15 protein-coding genes are annotated in these 16303 nt (G+C 61.0%); 5 read left to right on the top strand and 10 right to left on the bottom strand.

Annotated elements, in window-relative coordinates:
- Positions 1–78: 78 nt before the first annotated feature.
- On the bottom strand, positions 79–1245 hold the full coding sequence (locus BFQ01_RS05705; RefSeq protein ID WP_065924526.1) for a catalase family protein: 1167 nt from the start codon (positions 1243–1245) through the stop codon (positions 79–81).
- On the bottom strand, positions 1242–3050 hold the full coding sequence (locus tag BFQ01_RS05710) for a di-heme-cytochrome C peroxidase (protein WP_065924527.1): 1809 nt from the start codon (positions 3048–3050) through the stop codon (positions 1242–1244). The genes BFQ01_RS05705 and BFQ01_RS05710 overlap by 4 nt, the downstream gene beginning before the upstream one ends.
- 258 nt (positions 3051–3308) lie before the next feature.
- Between BFQ01_RS05710 and BFQ01_RS05715 the strand changes: the two genes are divergently transcribed.
- The 4 genes from BFQ01_RS05715 to BFQ01_RS05730 all read left to right on the top strand — a co-directional run bounded on the left by BFQ01_RS05715 (position 3309) and on the right by BFQ01_RS05730 (position 5611).
- Complete coding sequence (locus tag BFQ01_RS05715; RefSeq protein ID WP_012723274.1) at positions 3309–4040, top strand: FKBP-type peptidyl-prolyl cis-trans isomerase; 732 nt, start codon at positions 3309–3311, stop codon at positions 4038–4040.
- 312 nt (positions 4041–4352) lie between these two features.
- On the top strand, positions 4353–4811 hold the full coding sequence (locus BFQ01_RS05720; protein ID WP_065924528.1) for a YkvA family protein: 459 nt from the start codon (positions 4353–4355) through the stop codon (positions 4809–4811).
- A 93-nt stretch (positions 4812–4904) separates the two neighbouring features.
- Positions 4905–5243 carry a helix-turn-helix domain-containing protein gene (locus BFQ01_RS05725; protein ID WP_065924556.1) on the top strand — a complete coding sequence of 113 codons (339 nt, stop codon included), beginning with the start codon at positions 4905–4907 and terminating at the stop codon, positions 5241–5243.
- A complete protein-coding gene (locus BFQ01_RS05730) occupies positions 5240–5611 on the top strand; it encodes a hypothetical protein (RefSeq protein WP_005786715.1) in 372 nt (123 codons plus the stop codon). Before BFQ01_RS05725 ends, BFQ01_RS05730 begins: the two co-directional genes overlap by 4 nt.
- On the opposite strand, the gene BFQ01_RS05735 is transcribed toward BFQ01_RS05730, so the two are convergent.
- Together BFQ01_RS05735 and BFQ01_RS05740 are read right to left on the bottom strand one after the other, a co-directional pair.
- Positions 5608–7377, bottom strand: a complete 1770-nt coding sequence (locus tag BFQ01_RS05735; protein WP_065924557.1) for a bifunctional diguanylate cyclase/phosphodiesterase — start codon at positions 7375–7377, stop codon at positions 5608–5610. The genes BFQ01_RS05730 and BFQ01_RS05735 overlap by 4 nt on opposite strands.
- Positions 7378–7495: 118 nt before the next feature.
- Complete coding sequence (locus BFQ01_RS05740; RefSeq protein WP_174562728.1) at positions 7496–9577, bottom strand: carboxy terminal-processing peptidase; 2082 nt, start codon at positions 9575–9577, stop codon at positions 7496–7498.
- Between the two features lie 138 nt (positions 9578–9715).
- Between BFQ01_RS05740 and BFQ01_RS05745 the strand changes: the two genes are divergently transcribed.
- Positions 9716–10678, top strand: a complete 963-nt coding sequence (locus tag BFQ01_RS05745; protein ID WP_065924529.1) for a zinc-binding dehydrogenase — start codon at positions 9716–9718, stop codon at positions 10676–10678.
- A 97-nt stretch (positions 10679–10775) separates the two neighbouring features.
- On the opposite strand, the gene BFQ01_RS05750 is transcribed toward BFQ01_RS05745, so the two are convergent.
- The 6 genes from BFQ01_RS05750 to BFQ01_RS05775 form a co-directional block, all read right to left on the bottom strand.
- Entirely contained in the window at positions 10776–11429 is a 654-nt protein-coding gene (locus tag BFQ01_RS05750) for an HAD family hydrolase (RefSeq protein WP_027607113.1), read from the bottom strand.
- 30 nt (positions 11430–11459) lie between these two features.
- Positions 11460–12449 (bottom strand): ABC transporter ATP-binding protein, encoded by a 990-nt coding sequence (locus BFQ01_RS05755; protein ID WP_065924530.1) that lies wholly within the window; start codon positions 12447–12449, stop codon positions 11460–11462.
- Positions 12446–13246, bottom strand: coding sequence for an ABC transporter permease (locus tag BFQ01_RS05760; protein ID WP_065924531.1), 801 nt, complete (start codon positions 13244–13246; stop codon positions 12446–12448). Before BFQ01_RS05760 ends, BFQ01_RS05755 begins: the two co-directional genes overlap by 4 nt.
- Positions 13233–14078, bottom strand: coding sequence for an ABC transporter permease (locus BFQ01_RS05765; protein ID WP_027607116.1), 846 nt, complete (start codon positions 14076–14078; stop codon positions 13233–13235). The genes BFQ01_RS05760 and BFQ01_RS05765 overlap by 14 nt, the downstream gene beginning before the upstream one ends.
- Positions 14075–14881 (bottom strand): alkaline phosphatase family protein, encoded by an 807-nt coding sequence (locus tag BFQ01_RS05770; RefSeq protein WP_065924532.1) that lies wholly within the window; start codon positions 14879–14881, stop codon positions 14075–14077. Before BFQ01_RS05770 ends, BFQ01_RS05765 begins: the two co-directional genes overlap by 4 nt.
- Before the next feature lie 293 nt (positions 14882–15174).
- Complete coding sequence (locus BFQ01_RS05775) at positions 15175–16251, bottom strand: ABC transporter substrate-binding protein (RefSeq protein ID WP_027607118.1); 1077 nt, start codon at positions 16249–16251, stop codon at positions 15175–15177.
- Between the last annotated feature and the right edge of the window lie 52 nt (positions 16252–16303).

Below are 16303 nucleotides of genomic sequence, written 5' to 3' on the forward strand. Positions count from 1 at the left end.
CACGGTAGAGTTACGGCGAAAGCGCCTCAATAGACCCGACGCAATCCTTACGACGCCGGGCCCATTGTTACGCAGTCTTTACGGGGCGTTGCGGCTGTGGCGGTAATCGCTGACCGCTTCATACACCGCCTTGCGCAAGCGATTGATGCCACCGATGGGCCGATGCTCGGCTACGCCAAACCATGGGTTGAACGACTGGTTGTCGCACGCCAGGTTCTGCTCGGGCGTATCGAAATCCTGGGCCGGGATCCGCACCTTGGCTACGCTCTCGTAGGGCGCATCGCTCTCCTTCCACTCGATGCTGGTGTCTTCGATCGGCATGAACTTCTGCGGGTTCTGCCGCTGGATCTGCAACACGAAACACGCCGGCACGCGGTCAGTGGACAGTTGCTGGCTCAAGGCGCTGCGCAGGAAGTTCGGCAGGTCCTGGTTCTGCTTGGGCAGGGCGTATTCCGGGCAGCTCTGTGGGTCGGGCGCCACACGGAACTTGGCATTGGCCGCGCCGAACTTGTAGGGCGATACCGAAAAATAGGTGGTCTGCGTCGGGCTGGCCGGTGCGGGTGCCAGGGTTGCCAGGGCGATAAACAGGTGACGCACCTGCCAGCTGCGCGGATCGGCCTTGGGGAAGAACGCCAGGACTTTCTTGCCATCCGCCTGGGCGCCGATGTTCTGCGCGTACTCCGCCACATCGCTGACAAAGAAATTCGGGTGGCTGAACATCACGAAGTCCTGTTCCGTGCGGGCCTGCTGGTCGGCGAGCAATTGTTTGCCCGGCACATCCAACAGCTTGAGCGCCATGCCCCGGGCATCGCGGATGCTGTCGAACTGCGGGTAGGCGTTGCCGTTGGACAAGCGCATCATGGCCTGCCAGGTCTTGCCTGGTTCGGCAAATACGCCCTGGCGCAACGCCGGGTCGAGATCGGCCAGCACACTGACTTCGGCTTTCACGCAACCATGGGCCTTGGCGTGGGCATCGCGCAGGTAGCGCGTGCCTTCGCGATGCTGGTCAACGATGCGCACGGCGGTCTGGATAATGCCCTGGGTCATTGCCGCTTCACCCGCAGGGATCTGCTCGTCCGGCGACACCGGTCCGCTGTGCTGCCAGGCAAACCAGGCCGTGCTCGCCAGCCAGCCGAGCAGGCCGAGGCCCACCAGCCACAACAGGGTCTTGCCGAGAAACCGGCCAAGGCCCAGCCACAGGCGGGCGAGCAGGGAAGGTTGGTCGTATCGAGATCGGATCATCATGGCAGTTGTTGCTCCAGCGGGCCGCCCAGCACTTTGAGGTATTCCAGCAGTGCCCAGCGTTCCTGCGGCAGCAAGCTGCGGCCGATAACGCCATTGCCACGCTTGCCGGCACGGAATTCGTGGCCGCTGTTGTGGTTGCCGGTGAGTTTGGTATCGAACAGGAAGGCATTCTTGAACGCTGCGGTCTCAAAGCCCAGGTGACGCGGGTCGTAGTTGAAGGTGCCTTTATAGAAGGTGGTGCTGCGTTCATCCTGAGGCGAGAGCAACTGGTAGATCGTCGGCACCGAGCCGTTGTGCAGGAACGGCGGGGTCGCCCACACACCGGCCAGCGGGCGGGCCTTGTAGGCACGCAACTCGCGCACGCCAATGGGCAGGCCGTAGCCATCCAGGCGCGGGCGCTCGGCCGCGGTGACGCCGGCGGCGCGGTAGGCGTGATCTTCGACGAAGGCGGTGACGTAGGCCAGGCCCTTGGCCACGGACATTTTCTTCAGGTCCAGCGGCTCGGTGGGGGTGGGGTGCAGTTCGACATTGAGCTTGGCCAGTTCCGCCGGGTCCCACTGCAGGGCACTGAGGTCATAGCGCTGGTCGGCAATGTTGCTGGCGGTGCCGGGGTCGGTGCCGATGTACTCCACCGGCAGCATTTTCAGCTGCTGCACCGGGCGGCCATTTTCCTCGGTGACGGCCGGTACATGGCAGCCGGCGCAGTTCTCGGCGAACAGCGCGCGGCCCTGGGCGGCGAGGGGCTTGTCGACGGGGCCGAACAAGTCCTCGGGCCAGGTCGGTGGTTTGAGGCGTTGCAGGGTTTCTTCGATCCGGTTGAGGTCACGCACCCTGACGCTCGACGGGTAGCGCGCATCGCCCTGAAGCGGTTGGCCGGCGGCGTCGAAAAAGCTCAATGTCGCGCCTACACCGAGGGCTTCACCGATATTGCGCGCCATGGGTTGCTGGGCCGAGCCGTTCCATTGCACCCAGTCGAAGGTCCAGATGTCCCACAGCTGCGGGTAGTCCACCGGCGCATTGGCGACGCGGTAGTTGTCTGGCGAAATGGCATCGCCAAAGCTGGCATTGGCGATTCGGCCAAAGGCGTCGGTGCGGCCTGGTCCCTCTTCGGTGGGGTAGAGGCCGCGGTGGGTGTCGTTCCAGGCGACCTTGAGGAACTGGTTCAGCGACTGTTTGAAGTCCTCGCGCAACTGGCTGTGCTCGGCGTCGTAGCGATCCCCCAGCACCTGGCGGGCAAACCGCTCGAATTTCCAGGGGTTGTAGTAGGTGGCGGCGAGGCTGGCGACCAGGGCCTGGCCGAAACTGCCACCGCGCAAGGTGGGTACGCTGGAAGGCAGTACGTGTTGGGCCGAGCCGCCGTCGATACGCAGGGCCTGGCCCTTGAAGTGTAATTCGCCGGTATGGCAGGCGGCGCAGGTAATATCCAGGTACTCGACGTTGCTGTCGGCGTTTTTGTGCCGGGCGAAGCCCACGGGCAGGTTGCCGGGGTTTTGCGTGGTGGGTACCTGCTTGGGGTCCACCAGGAAACCGAAGCGCGCCAGGTACTCCGGCGTGGCAAAACGCCGCTCGGAGAACGGCAGTTCCAGGGCGGTGAACCAGTTGTAGTGCAGGCCTTTTACTTGGGTGCCCTGGGGCGTGAAGTAATAGGTCTGGCGGTCGGCGGCACTCCATTGGTCCTGGTAGCGCACCTGTTCCACCGGCACGTAGTCGGGCAGCCTGGGGTTGACGGTGTAGTAAAGCACCACGGCCAGGATCAGGCCCAGCGCGATGAGTATCAGCAGTAAAACACGGGAAAAAATGCGCAAGATGGCTATCCTTGTCTCGGCCTTGTCGAGTGGTCGCGTTGTTATGCCACTACGCCACGGGTGCGGCAAGTGGCCATGAGTCAGATGAGAGGCGGTCCCGCGATCCGTCGCGGGCTCCCATAATGAATGAAAATGCTTTTAAACACGTGAACTTATCGGAAGTTTCCTGCTCACATGCCGGTAGCCATTGGTCGTGGCCGCCTGATAAGCTCGCGACTTTATTCGAATGCCCTTTTGGCGCATGAACAAGGAAATAGCATGAAACAGCATCGGTTGGCGGCGGCGGTGGCCCTGGTTAGCCTGGTACTTGCGGGTTGTGATTCGCAGACCAGCGTAGAGCTGAAAACCCCGGCGCAGAAAGCTTCCTACGGCATCGGCCTGAACATGGGCAAAAGCCTTGCCCAGGAAGGCATGGATGACCTGGATTCCAAAGCGGTAGCCCAAGGCATCGAAGATGCCGTCGGCAAGAAAGAGCAGAAGCTCAAAGACGACGAACTGGTTGAAGCGTTTGCCGCACTGCAGAAGCGTGCTGAAGAACGCATGACCAAAATGAGCGAAGAGTCGGCAGCCGCCGGCAAGAAATTCCTCGAAGACAACGCCAAGAAAGACGGCGTAGTCACCACCGCTTCCGGCCTGCAGTACAAGATCACCAAGAAAGCCGACGGCCCACAGCCTAAGCCAACTGACGTGGTGACTGTTCACTACACCGGCAAGCTCACCAACGGCACCACCTTTGACAGCTCCGTGGATCGCGGCAGCCCGATTGACCTGCCGGTCAGCGGCGTGATTCCTGGCTGGGTCGAAGGCCTGCAACTGATGCACGTAGGCGAGAAGGTCGAGTTGTACATCCCGTCCGACCTGGCCTACGGCGCCCAGAGCCCGAGCCCGGCAATCCCGGCAAACTCGGTGCTGGTATTCGACCTGGAACTGCTGGCCATCAAGGACCCAGCCAAGGCTGAAGCCCCTGCTGCACCTGCCGCCAAGAAGTAATCGGCGCTTGAACACGCAACGCCCCGTCTTGACGGGGCGTTGTTGTTTTCGGGGTTTTCAAAATCAGTCCCTGTAGACATCCGATCGAACGCCCGTACGCTGTAACAGTCTGATGTAAGACTCGAGTACGGGTATCGGCACATCTGCGCCAAGTCAATGAATTCTTGGGTTTTTTTGATGTGCGCAAAAAACGCCCGATCTGACTGGAAGCCTTGTAGACCGTGGCTTTCAGCCGGTAAAACAGGCTCTGTTCACAAGGTTATCCACAATTTGTGTGGATAACCTTTCTGTTTGATGGAACTGGAGTGACAGATGAAACCACCCTTCAATTTCACCCGTTTCCTGCCCATGGCGGCACGCTTGCTGGGCCGTGGACGTTTGCCGACCCTGCTGTTCGCTGTCGCCGCCAAAGGCTCCAGCCAGGGCAACCGCCTGGGTAAGCTCAAGGATGATCTCAAGCTGCTTCAATCCCTGTGCCTGGCCTACTGGCGTGGCGAGTACCGAGCCATCAGCCCCAAGGCGCTGATCTCTGTGGTGGCGGGGTTGATGTATTTCCTCAGCCCGATTGATGCGATCCCGGACTTTATCCCCATGTTCGGCATGCTCGACGACATCGCCGTACTGGCGTGGGTCATGAAGGCCCTGGAAGGTGAACTGAGCGCGTTTCGCGCCTGGCGTGACGCACAGCGCCCGGAAAAACTCGCGGTGGTTGAGCGTTTGCCTGCCACCCCGGCCTTGCTGGCCAAGGAAAACCCGCAAAAAAACGGATGACGTGGCTATCCCCCTGCGACCTTTGTGGCTGTTAGGATTACACTCCTAAGGAAAGAGCTTACTCAGTAAGTGCAGTTATCCTACGGGGCGGTCATGGATATTCAGATAATTTCACGCAATGGCGAACCCGAGTACGCGGTGTTGCCATGGGATCAGTACCAGGCGCTGCTAAAAGCCGCCGGTCAGCAACAGCCTTCACCGACGCCTTCTCCTACTGCACACGCCGCACCTGACCAGGATTTGCGCCCGCTCGCAGACCTGCGCGGCTTGCGTGAAGCCAAGGGCCTGGCGATTGAAGCGTTGGCCCGCACCGTGGGCATCAGCCCCTCGTATCTAGGATTGATCGAAAGTGGTGAACGTCAGCCGGATGCCGCAATCCGCCGCAGCCTGGCCTGGGAATTAGGCGTTGCAGGTTGGAGGGATGAATCTTGAGCCTACGTATCAGTCGTCAACATTGGGATGGGTTACTTAACGAACTGGACCAGGCGCGCCGCCAGCGCCATCTGCTGACCTACCGAGCACTGTTGGAGCGCCTGCAATTTCCGACGCCGGCGATGCAAACCCTGGCCGCTGCCCTGGAGCACCTGGCGGCGCTGGACGCCAAGGCCGAGCAACCGTTGCGCAGCTCCCTGGTGATCAGCCAGGGCGCCAGCCGCCTGCCGCGTACCGGGTTCTTTGAGTGTGTGGAGCGCCTGGGGCGTTTCAGCGGGCCGTCCGATGGTGTGGCCGCCGCCTCCTGGCATGCCTCGGAAGTGGTGCGGGTGTTCGAATACGAGTATCCGGAGTCTGCCGAGGCTTAAAGTGCCTGGGGCAATATGTCCATGCTGTCGATCACATGGATGCTGTAGCCGGTCATATCCTTGGCATGGTGCTTGGCCTGCGAGGCCAGTTCCGCCAGCTGGCTGGCATCGAGTTGTCCACAGGCCTGTGGATACAAATGCACCACCCCGATCGACAGTGACAGCAACGCAAACTCCTGGCGTACGCCCTGGCGGTTCAGCGCCACGAAGCAGCCGGCGTCGAGGTGCTCGGCGCGGTAGAAGCGCCTGCACTGGGTATGGAAATCGTCCAGTAGCTGGTTGAGCCGCTTGCGCCAATCCTGTGGCCCCAATACCAGCAGAAAGTCATCGCCACCGATGTGCCCGACAAAGTCGCGGCTGGGGTCGACCCGGTCGTTCAGGCACTGCGCCAGGCACAGCAACACCTCATCCCCACGTCCGTAGCCGTAGATGTCGTTGAACGGCTTGAAGCTGTCGATATCCACGTAGCAGATCACCGATTCTCGCTGTTGCTGCAACAGTCGCGTCAGGCACTGCTGGATCGGCACGTTGCCGGGCAGCAGGGTCAGCGGGTTGGCATAGCGCGCCTGCTGGATTTTCAGTTCGGTGATCAGCTTGAGTACATCGATTACCCGGCCCAGGCCGAGGTAATCGCCATTGAGGGTGATGATGAAATCTTCTTCGATACGTTGCCGTGCGCGGCTGGTCAGCAGGCGGCTGACCTGTTGCAGCGACTGGCTCAACTCTACCGCCAGAAAATCCGTACTCATCAGCCGGCTGATGGGCTTGCGCGCAAACAGGTCGGTGGCAAACGGCTTGAGCAGCGCATCGGAGAGTGAATGCCGGTGCACGATCCCCACCGGGTGGCCGCGTCCATCCAGAACCGCCAGGGAGTTAAGGTTGGCCTGGCGGCGGAACGCCTCCAACACCTGGGCGGTGGCGGTGTCCTGATCGACCGCCGGTTGTTCGCTGAGCAGGGCGCTGAGGTCGCCGGCTTCTTCGCTGAGGGCCACATTGGCCTGATCGGGCTTGGGCAGCATCTGGCGCGCTTCCTGTGGCGGCTGCTCCTGTGGACGGCAGAGCAGGTAACCCTGGACCAGGTCGACGCCCATCTCGGTCAATACCGCCAGCTCTTCCGGCAATTCGATGCCCTCGGCGATCACCTGGGCCCGTGAGGCCCTGGCGATCTGCAGGATAGAGCCGACAAACTCACGCTTGAGCGCATCCTGATGGATACCGTCGATAAAGTGGCGGTCGATCTTCACGTAATCCGGGCGCAGCTCCGACCACAAGCGCAGGCTGGAATAGCCGGCACCCAAGTCATCCAAGGCAATCGAAAAGCCCATGTTGCGGTAATGGTGCAGGGCGGTTTGCAGCAGGTCGAAATCGTCGGTGGGGGTCTGCTCGGTGAGTTCGATCACCACCTGGCTCGGCGGAATGCCGAAGTCGCGCAGCAATTGCAGGGTGCGGCCCGGTTGATGAGCGGTCTCCATCAAGGATTCGGGCGAGACATTCAGGAACAGCTTGCCCGGCAGCTTTTGCTCGCTGAAGCGGCGGCATGCGCTTTCGCGGCAGGCCATTTCCAGTTCGCTGAGGCGACCGGCATGGCGCGCCACCGAGAACAGCGCGATGGGGGAGTGCAGCGGGCTGTTCGACGGGCCGCGGCTGAGGGCTTCGTAGCCAAGGATGCGCCGTTCTGACAGGCAGATGATCGGTTGGAACAGGCTGTGCAAACTGCCTTGAGCCAGGATAGAGCCCAATGCACTCAGCTGTTCGGTCATAGTCATGGCGATCTCGATCGAAAAAAAAGGACCGTGGGCGTTACGCCGACGGTCCTTCATTTCACGACAGAATGATGTCTATATGATGACACTCCAGGGAGCGATCACATTAAATCGCCATCATTTACTGCTTGGCCACCTGTTTGGTGATTTTCAGGTAGTCCAGCAGGATCCGGCCGCTCTCGGCCAGGTAAGCGTCGTCTTCCGGCTTGGTTTTATCCGCTTCGGTCGGCAGCGCATCCTCGTCTTCTTTCTTCAGCTCCTTGAGGGGTTCTTCGCCCTTGGCCTTGCGGCGGATGTTTTCCAAGGCGAGTTGCTTGTTTTCGATGTCGGAGTGCTGTGCACGACGGTCCACTTCATTGAGGCTGACGGTTTTTTCTTCCATCAACTTCTTGGCCAGGGCCAGCTTGTCGCGGATGAACACAAACTCGGCATCCTTGGCGGAGCGGGTATCGTGGTCAGCCTTCAACTGCGCGAGGAACGGCTTGAACGGGTCCGAGGCCGGCTTGATCGCAGGACGGATGGTGTCCCACGGCATGGCTTCCGGCAGGGCGCTTTCGCCGATTTCCTTGGTGTCGATGATCGACGGGAAATCGATGTCCGGCAGTACGCCCTGATGCTGGGTGCTCTGCCCGGAAACCCGGTAGAACTTGGCCAGCGTCAGCTTGAGCTCGCCATGGTTCAGCGGCTGGATGGTCTGCACGGTGCCTTTGCCGAAGGTCTGGCCGCCGATGATCAACGCGCGGTGGTAGTCCTGCATGGCGCCGGCGAAAATCTCCGAAGCCGAAGCCGACAGACGGTTGACCAGCAACGCCATCGGGCCTTTGTAGAAGGCACCCGGGTTCTCGTCTTCGAGCACGTCGACACGGCCATCAGCGTTGCGTACCAACACGGTCGGGCCCTTGTCGATAAACAGGCTGGTCAGCTCGGTGGCTTCCTGCAGGGAACCGCCGCCGTTGTTGCGCAGGTCGATGACCACGCCGTCGACTTTTTCCTTCTGCAGCTCGGTAAGGATTTTCTTCACGTCGCGGGTGGTGGACTTGTAGTCCGGGTCACCGGCACGGAAGGCCTTGAAGTCCAGGTAGAAGGCCGGGATTTCAATCACCCCCAGCTTGTAGTCCTTGCCATCCTGCTTGAGGTTGAGGACTTTCTTCTGCACGGCCTGGTCTTCGAGCTTCACCGCTTCACGGGTGATGGACACGATCTTGCTGGTCTGGTCGTTCGGTGCATTGGTGTGCGGAATCACTTCCAGGCGCACCACGCTGCCTTTCGGCCCACGGATCAGCTTGACCACTTCGTCCAGGCGCCAACCGACCACATCGACCATCTCTTTGTCGGCCTGGGCCACACCGATGATCTTGTCGGCAGGCGCAACCTGCTTGGTCTTGTCTGCCGGACCGGCCGGCACCAGGCGCACGATCTTCACCTGGTCATTGTCGCTTTGCAGGACGGCACCGATGCCTTCCAGGGACAGACTCATGTTGATATCGAAGTTTTCCGCGTTATCTGGCGACAGATAATTGGTGTGCGGATCGTAGGACATCGCGAAGGTGTTGATGTAGGCCTGGAAGATATCTTCGGCACGGGTCTGGTCCAGGCGTGCCAGTTGATTCTTGTAGCGCTTGGTCAACAGCTCCTGGATAGCCTTGGGCTCTTTGCCGGCGATCTTCAGGCGCAGCACTTCGTCCTTGACGCGTTTGCGCCAGAGGTCGTCGAGGGCGGCGGTGCTGGTCAGCCAAGGCGCGTCCTTGCGGTCCACCAGAAGGGTTTCCTTCTGGGTGAAGTCGAGCTTGTCGACACCCTTGTCCAACTCACCCAGGGCGAAGTCCAGACGCGCTTTCACGCGATCCAGGTAGCGCTTGTAGATGGTGAAGCCGGGCTGCAGGTCGCCGCTCTTGAGGAAGTCGTCGAACTGCGTCTTCCACTTGTCGAACTCAGCGATATCGCTGGCCAGGAAGTAGCTGCGCGACGGGTCCAGCAGCTTGAGGTAGCTGTCATAGATGATCACCGAGCGCGCGTCGTCCAGCGGCGGCTTGCTGTAGTGATGACGCTTGAGCAACTCGACGACGTTAAGGCTGGCAATCACCTCATCGCGGTCCGGCTGAAGGTTGTCCCAGCTGTTGGCTGCGAACGTATTGGTCGACATCGACGCGAAGCCGATACCAATGAAAAGAGCGAGGGCGGTGCTGGGGAACAGATGCTTCATGCTGATTCGACGCGGGGGCAATTGATAACGCATATTAGGCCGTCTTTGAAGTTGCCGGTTCCATAGGGGCCGGTCGCATAATGCAAAAAGCCCGGCGCTACTGCTACGGGCTCAGTCCAGACTCACTATGGAGGCACTGTGAAAGCATTGCAAGGCGTTGAAGGTCATGTGGAGTGGTTGGACGAACCAAGTCCTACATGTGATGTAGGCCAAGTTCGCATTCGTGTGGCGGCTGCGGGCCTTAATCGCGCCGATTTATTGCAGCGTGCAGGGCTCTATCCGCCACCGCCTGGCGCCAGTGCCGTACTGGGACTTGAGTGTTCCGGGGTGATCAGTGAAGTGGGCCCGGGTTCGTCCTGGCAGGTGGGCGATCGCGTCTGTGCGTTGCTGGCCGGTGGCGGCATGGCCGAAGAAGTGGTGGTGGATGCACGTCATGTGCTGCCGGTGCCAGAAGGTTTGTCGCTGATTGAAGCGGCGGCGCTGCCGGAGGTGTACAGCACTGCGTGGCTCAATCTGTTCCAACTGGCGGGCCTCAAGCCCGGTGAGAAAGTGTTGCTGCACGCCGGCGCCAGTGGCGTGGGCTCGGCGGCCATCCAGCTGTGCAAGGCATTTGGCAGCCCGTGCTGGGTCAGCGTCGGCTCGGCGCAGCGCCTGGCCTACTGTGAAGACCTGGGCGCCCAGGGCGGCGTAGTGCGCACTGACGGTATCGAAGGGCTGCGGGATTTCGGGCCATTCGATGTGATCCTCGATCCGGTCGGCGGCAACTACGCCGCGCTGGACCTCAAGCTGCTGGCGCTGGACGGTCGCTGGGTGTTGATCGGCTTGATGGGCGGCCGCGAGGCGCAACTGGACCTGGCCCAGGTGCTGGCCAAGCGTGTGCAACTGCTGGGTTCGACCCTGCGCAGCCGTGACGATCAGTTCAAGGCCGACCTGTTCAGCGACCTGAGCCAGCATGTATGGCCGTTGTTTGCCGAAGGTCGCCTGAGCCCGCAATTGGCCAGGACGTTCCCGATCAAGGATGCCGAGGCGGCGTTTGCGGAGCTGGCGACTAACCAGATCGCCGGGAAGCTGGTGTTGGTAATTGACGAGAGCCTGACCTGATCCCGGATTGGAATAGGGTCGATGTGGGAGGGGGCAAGTCGAATCGTCGCACCGCCCCTCCCACCTTTGATTGGATTTCAAGTCGGGATAGGCGGTCTCAGACCCAGTGGTGGATTGGCCAGCCGGATTTTTCGGCGTGGGCGCGCAACACCGGGTCCGGGTTCACCACCTGCGGGTGCTCCACCTTCAGCAACAACGGCAAGTCATTGCGCGAATCCGAATAGAAATACGCGCCGTCCAGCGATTCACCTTCCTGTTCCAGCCATTCCAGCAAGCGCGTGATCTTGCCTTCGCGGTAGGTCAGTACCCCCACGGTACGGCCGCTGTACACGCCATGACTCACTTCCAGCTCAATCCCCAGCACCTCATCAATGCCGATACGCGCCGCAATCGGTTTCACCAGGTGAGTCCCCGAGGCGGAGATCACCAGGATCCGGTCGCCGTTGGCGCGGTGGCGGGCGATGGTCCTGGTGGCGTCGCTGTAGATCAGCGGCTCAATCACATCCTCGACCCATGGCTCCACCAAATGCTCGATTTCCTCCGGGGTGCGGCCGATCATCGGCTCCAGGCTGAAGTCCATGAAGTCTTCCATGGCCAGCTCGCCGCGGCTGTAGGCGTCCATCAGCTCGTTGTTCCTGCCCATGAACGATGCCGGGTCGACCCAGCCCAGGCGCCCCATCTGTTCGCTCCAGAGGGTGGCGCAGTCGCCATGGATCAGGGTGTCGTCCAAATCAAAAATTACCAATGCCATCCGTTACGCTCTCTCAAGATTCACTGCTGCTCAGGCTACTTCACACAGCGCACTGGGGTCGATGGAAAGTGCCAGGCGCTGGCCGTCCGGGTGCAGATCGTCCGCCGAGCGGTTGAGCACGTCCACCACCAATTCCACGCCACGGGCTTCGATGCGGTAGCGAATCACGTTGCCCAGCAGGCTATGGCTGCGCACCAGCGCGTCGAGTTCGCCGCTGCGGCTCAGTTCGATGGCCTCCGGGCGAATCGCGATGCGCCCGCTGATCGGGCGTTGCAGCAACTGGCTGGCCTTGTCGGCGTCCAGCAGGTTGTAGTTGCCGATGAAACCGGCGGCGAATACATCCACCGGTGCGGTGTAGAGGGTCTCGGCATCGCCGCTTTGCACGATCTTGCCCTGGTTCATCAGGAAGATCCGGTCCGACATGGTCAGGGCTTCTTCCTGGTCATGGGTCACGAAGATCGTGGTCAACCCCAGTTCGCGCTGGATCTGGCGGATCTGTTCGCGCAGGTGCTTGCGAATCCGTGCATCCAGCGCCGACAGCGGCTCATCCAGCAGCAACAGGCGCGGGCGGGTGACCAGGGAGCGGGCCAGGGCCACCCGCTGGCACTGGCCGCCGGACATCTGGTGCGGGTAGCGGCCGGCCAGGTCCTTGAGTTCCACCAGTTGCAGCACTTCCTGCACGCGCTTGTGGCTGTCATCGGCGTTGACCTTTTGCATGCGCAGGCCGAAGGCGACGTTCTGTTCCACGGTCATGTTGGGGAACAGCGCATAGCTCTGGAACACCATGCCGATGTTGCGTTTCTGTGGGCTCAGCGGAACGATGTCCTGGCCGTCCAGCAGGATTTTCCCACTGTCCACTGCGGTCAGGCCGGCGATGCAGCGCAGCAGGGTGGACTTGCCGCAACCGGATGGGCCGAGCAGGGTGACGAACTCACCCTTGGCGATTTCGCAGTTGATGTCACTGAACACCGGGGTGCCGGCGTAGCCTTTTTGCAGATGTTGGACGCTGACGAAGCTCATTGGCTTTTGTCCTTGTTCAAGGTATTGGCGGCCCAGGTCAGCACCAGCACAAAGAAGAAATAGGAAATCACGACGGCGCTGGTGAAGTGGCCGCTGCTGTTGCGCATGTTGTTCAGGTACACCTGCAGGGTCTCGTAGCGGGTACCCACGAGGATATTGGCGAACACGAACTCACCGAACAGGAACGAGAACGACAGCAGCAGCGCCACCATCAGGCCTTTGCGCAGGTTGGGCAGCACCACGAAGAGCGCGGCCTGCCAGGTGCTGGCGCCGAGCAGTTGCGAGGCGTCCATCAGGTCGCGCAGGTTGATGGCTTGCAGGTTGTTGGTGATCGCCCGATACATGAATGGCAGCGCCACGGTGAAGTAGCAGCCGATCAGGATCCACGGCGTGCCCACCATCGCCAACGGCCCGGAACCGTACAGTTGCAGAAGGCCCACCGACGACACCACCGGCGGTACCGCGAAGGGCAGCAGGATCAGGATGTTCATCAAGGCGTCGAGCCTGGGAAAGTGGTAATGCACCACGAACAACAGCGGCAGAATCAACACCACCGACAGGATCAACGCACCCACGCACACCAGCAACGATTGCCCGAAGGCCATCAGGAAGCGTGGGTCGCTCCACAGCTGCACGTACCACTTCACCGTGAAGCCCGCCGGCAGAATGGTTGCCGACCAACTGCTCGCAATGGAGTAGACGAACGTGCCGATCAGCGGCAGCACCAGGATCGCGAACAACAGGTACACCACCACGCGGTGGTAGAGGGAGGCCGGGCCGGCTTCAGCGCGAGACATGGTAGCTCCTCTTGAGCAGCAGTTGATGGACCACGGTGACCACGGTCATCAGTGCCACCAGCACCACGGCCAGGGCGCTGGCCATGTTTGGATCGAGGGATACATCCCCCGACACGAGGCCGGCGATACGAATCGGCAGCACGTTGAAGTTCCCGGTGGTCAAGGCGTAGACCGTCGCGTAGGCACCCAGGGCATTGGCCAGCAGGATCACGAACGTGCCCAGTAGCGCCGGGGTGAGCACCGGCAAGCCGATATGTCGCCAGAACTGCCAGCCATTGGCGCCGAGCAACGCAGCGGACTCGCGCCAGTCTTCACGCAGTGCGTCGAAGGCTGGGTAGAGCAGCAACACGCCGAGGGGGATCTGGAAGTAGGTATAGAGGATGATCAGGCCGGTCTTGGAGTACAGGTTGAAGTCCTGAATGATCCCGGCTTGCTTGAGCATGATGGTGATGCTGCCGTTGAACCCCAGCAGGATGATGAACGCGAAGGCCAGGGGCACGCCGGCGAAGTTGCTGGTCATGTTGGCGAAGGCGGTGACGAAGTTGCGCAGCGGCGAATCCACCCGGCGCAGGGAGTAACTGCCCAGCGTGGCGATGATGATGCCGAAGATGCTCGAGTAGAAGCTGATCTCCAGGCTGAACTGGATGGCTTGCAGGTAGAACTTCGAACTGAAGATGCGCGTGAAGTTGTCCAGGCCCCAGCCGGTGTCTTCGGTTTGCAGGCTATTGATCAGCACCCATACCAGCGGGGCGATTTCGAACACGATAAAGAACAGCGCGAAAGGCACCAGGCACAGGAGTGCCAGCCATTTGCCACGGGATATTGAACTCACTTCAGTAACTCCCGGCACACAGGTTTGTCGTGGGGTACGCCCAGCAGTTCGCAGACCGTGCCGCACAGCTCGGTTTGTTTCGGTGCGGCTTGGGTGTCCAGGCTGAAGGCATCGCCGAGGACGAACAGCGGCACTTCCCGTTCTTCCGGCAGTAGGCCGTTGTGGGAGCGGTCGTTGTTCATACCGTGGTCGGCGGTCACCAGCACCTGGTAACCGGCATCGAGCCAGGCTTGCAGGTAGTCGGCCAGGATGATGTCGGCCGAGCGTGCGCTGTTGCGGTACTGCGGCGTGTCGAGGCCGTGCTTGTGGCCGGCGTCGTCGATGTTCATCGGGTGCACCACCATGAAGTCCGGCGCGTGCTTGAGCCGCAGGCTGTCGGCGTCGGCAAACAGGTGGGAATCGGGGTAGTGGTCATTCCAGTAGAAATGCCCGTGCTGGATCGCCAGCGTCTTGTCGTCGGTATGACGATCCCGTGCGGCGAGAAAGGGCGTGCGGTTATACAACTCGCTGACCCAATGGTAAGCCGCCGCTGCGGTGGTAAGGCCGGCGTCGGTGGCGTAATGGAAAATGCTGCGCTGGTTGGACAGGCGCGAGACGTTGTTGTGCACGATACCGCTGTGGATCGGTGGCACGCCGGTGAGGATGCATTCGTACAGCGGGCGGGACAGGGCGGGCAGTTCACATTCCAGCTTGTAGAGGGCCGCGCGTCCTGCGCCGACATAGGCCTGCAAGTGTCCCATGGCGTGCCGGGCAACCTCGAAGTTCAGGCCGTCGAGCACGACAAGGATGACAGTGTGCTTCATGGGGGAGAGCGCTCCGCAGCAATAGACTTGACTCAATTCCCCTGGAGGAACGAGGTCAAAAGTGTGGGAGGGGGCAAGCCCTAATGCCAGTCAGTTAAGCGTACATCGCCTCCTGTAGGAGCGAGCTTGCTCGCGAAAAACGTCAACGATAACGCGTGCTTCCTGAATGAACGCGGCGCCTGTGAGTTTTTCGCGAGCAAGCTCGCTCCTACAAAAAGCCTTAACTGACTGGCATTAGGGCAAGCCCCCTCCCACATTGGATCTCCAGTGGATTTCCAATGTGGGCGACAGGCTTACTTCATTTCTACGATGACCTGCTCGTTCCACAACTGTGGCAGCTTCTTGGAAGTCGCTTCCCAGGCATCGGCATCCTTGATCGGCTGCGGGTTGGCCTTGGTGTACTGCTCGCCCGGGATCAGGTTCTTGGCGATGTCGGCCGGCAGCTTCAGGTCGGTTTCGGCACGGATCGGACGTGCGTTGCCACGGGCCAGGTTGAGTTGGCCGGCGTCGCTGAAGATGTATTCGCGGGTCAGCTTGGCGGCGTTCGGGTGCTTGGCGTATTTGTTGATGATGGTGGTATAGCCGGATTTCACCGAGCCGTCCGATGGGATCAGCACCACGTAGTCATCCGGGTTGGCCATCTTGGCTTTGTAGCTCAGGCCGTTGAAGTCCCAGACGATACCCACTTCGACTTCGCCTTTTTCCATGGTGGCGATGGTCGGGTTGGACAGGCCGAGGCGACCTTGCTGGGCGATCTTGGTGAAGAATTGCAGGCCGGGGGCGATGTTCTTTTCATCGCCTTTATTGGCGATGGCGGCGGCGAGTACGGCGTTGGAGGCCTGGGCCGCAGTGCTCACGTCACCCACCGAGACTTTGTATTTGCCGGTTTGCAGGTCAGCCCAACTGGTAGGGACTTCGGAACCGTGCAGCAGCTTCTTGTTGACGATGAACGCGATGGTGCCGGTGTAGGCCAGGGCCCAATGACCGTCTTTGTCTTTCGCCCAATCCGGCACCGAAGCCCAGTTGGACGGCTTGTACGGCTGGGTCACTTCCTGCTTCACCGCGATCGGGCCGAAGGCGGCGCCTACGTCGCCGATGTCGGCGCTGGCGTTGTCTTTTTCGGCCTTGAACTTGGCGATTTCCTGGGCCGAACTCATGTCGGTGTCGATGTGCTTGAGGCCGTAGGTCTTGGCCAGGTCTTCCCAGGTGCCTTTCCAGTTGGCCCAGTCATCGGGCATGCCGACGCTGTTGACGGCACCTTCCGCCTTCGCGGCGGCTTCCAAGGTTTTTAGATCGGTATCAGCGGCCATGGCGGCGGTGCACATGGCAATGGTCGAGCCTAACAGTGATGCCAGGAAAAGCTGTTTCATCCGAAGCTCCTTTGGGCGTTTTCAACGCGGCGGTGTTTTCTACGGTGTTGTT

The sequence above is a fragment of the Pseudomonas sp. 8 R 14 genome, from assembly GCF_900005955.1.
GTDB classification, from domain to species: domain Bacteria; phylum Pseudomonadota; class Gammaproteobacteria; order Pseudomonadales; family Pseudomonadaceae; genus Aquipseudomonas; species Aquipseudomonas marginalis.

What these genes read in the sequence shown, in the direction of transcription:
- BFQ01_RS05735 (WP_065924557.1), bottom strand. Translation starts at nt 7,377, where the DNA reads ATGACTATGACCGAACAGCTGAGTGCATTGGGCTCTATCCTGGCTCAA.
- BFQ01_RS05720 (WP_065924528.1), top strand. Translation starts at nt 4,353, where the DNA reads ATGAAACCACCCTTCAATTTCACCCGTTTCCTGCCCATGGCGGCACGC.
- BFQ01_RS05755 (WP_065924530.1), bottom strand. Translation starts at nt 12,449, where the DNA reads ATGAGCTTCGTCAGCGTCCAACATCTGCAAAAAGGCTACGCCGGCACC.
- BFQ01_RS05775 (WP_027607118.1), bottom strand. Translation starts at nt 16,251, where the DNA reads ATGAAACAGCTTTTCCTGGCATCACTGTTAGGCTCGACCATTGCCATG.
- BFQ01_RS05750 (WP_027607113.1), bottom strand. Translation starts at nt 11,429, where the DNA reads ATGGCATTGGTAATTTTTGATTTGGACGACACCCTGATCCATGGCGAC.
- BFQ01_RS05770 (WP_065924532.1), bottom strand. Translation starts at nt 14,881, where the DNA reads ATGAAGCACACTGTCATCCTTGTCGTGCTCGACGGCCTGAACTTCGAG.
- BFQ01_RS05760 (WP_065924531.1), bottom strand. Translation starts at nt 13,246, where the DNA reads ATGTCTCGCGCTGAAGCCGGCCCGGCCTCCCTCTACCACCGCGTGGTG.
- BFQ01_RS05740 (WP_174562728.1), bottom strand. Translation starts at nt 9,577, where the DNA reads ATGAAGCATCTGTTCCCCAGCACCGCCCTCGCTCTTTTCATTGGTATC.
- BFQ01_RS05705 (WP_065924526.1), bottom strand. Translation starts at nt 1,245, where the DNA reads ATGATGATCCGATCTCGATACGACCAACCTTCCCTGCTCGCCCGCCTG.
- BFQ01_RS05715 (WP_012723274.1), top strand. Translation starts at nt 3,309, where the DNA reads ATGAAACAGCATCGGTTGGCGGCGGCGGTGGCCCTGGTTAGCCTGGTA.
- BFQ01_RS05725 (WP_065924556.1), top strand. Translation starts at nt 4,905, where the DNA reads ATGGATATTCAGATAATTTCACGCAATGGCGAACCCGAGTACGCGGTG.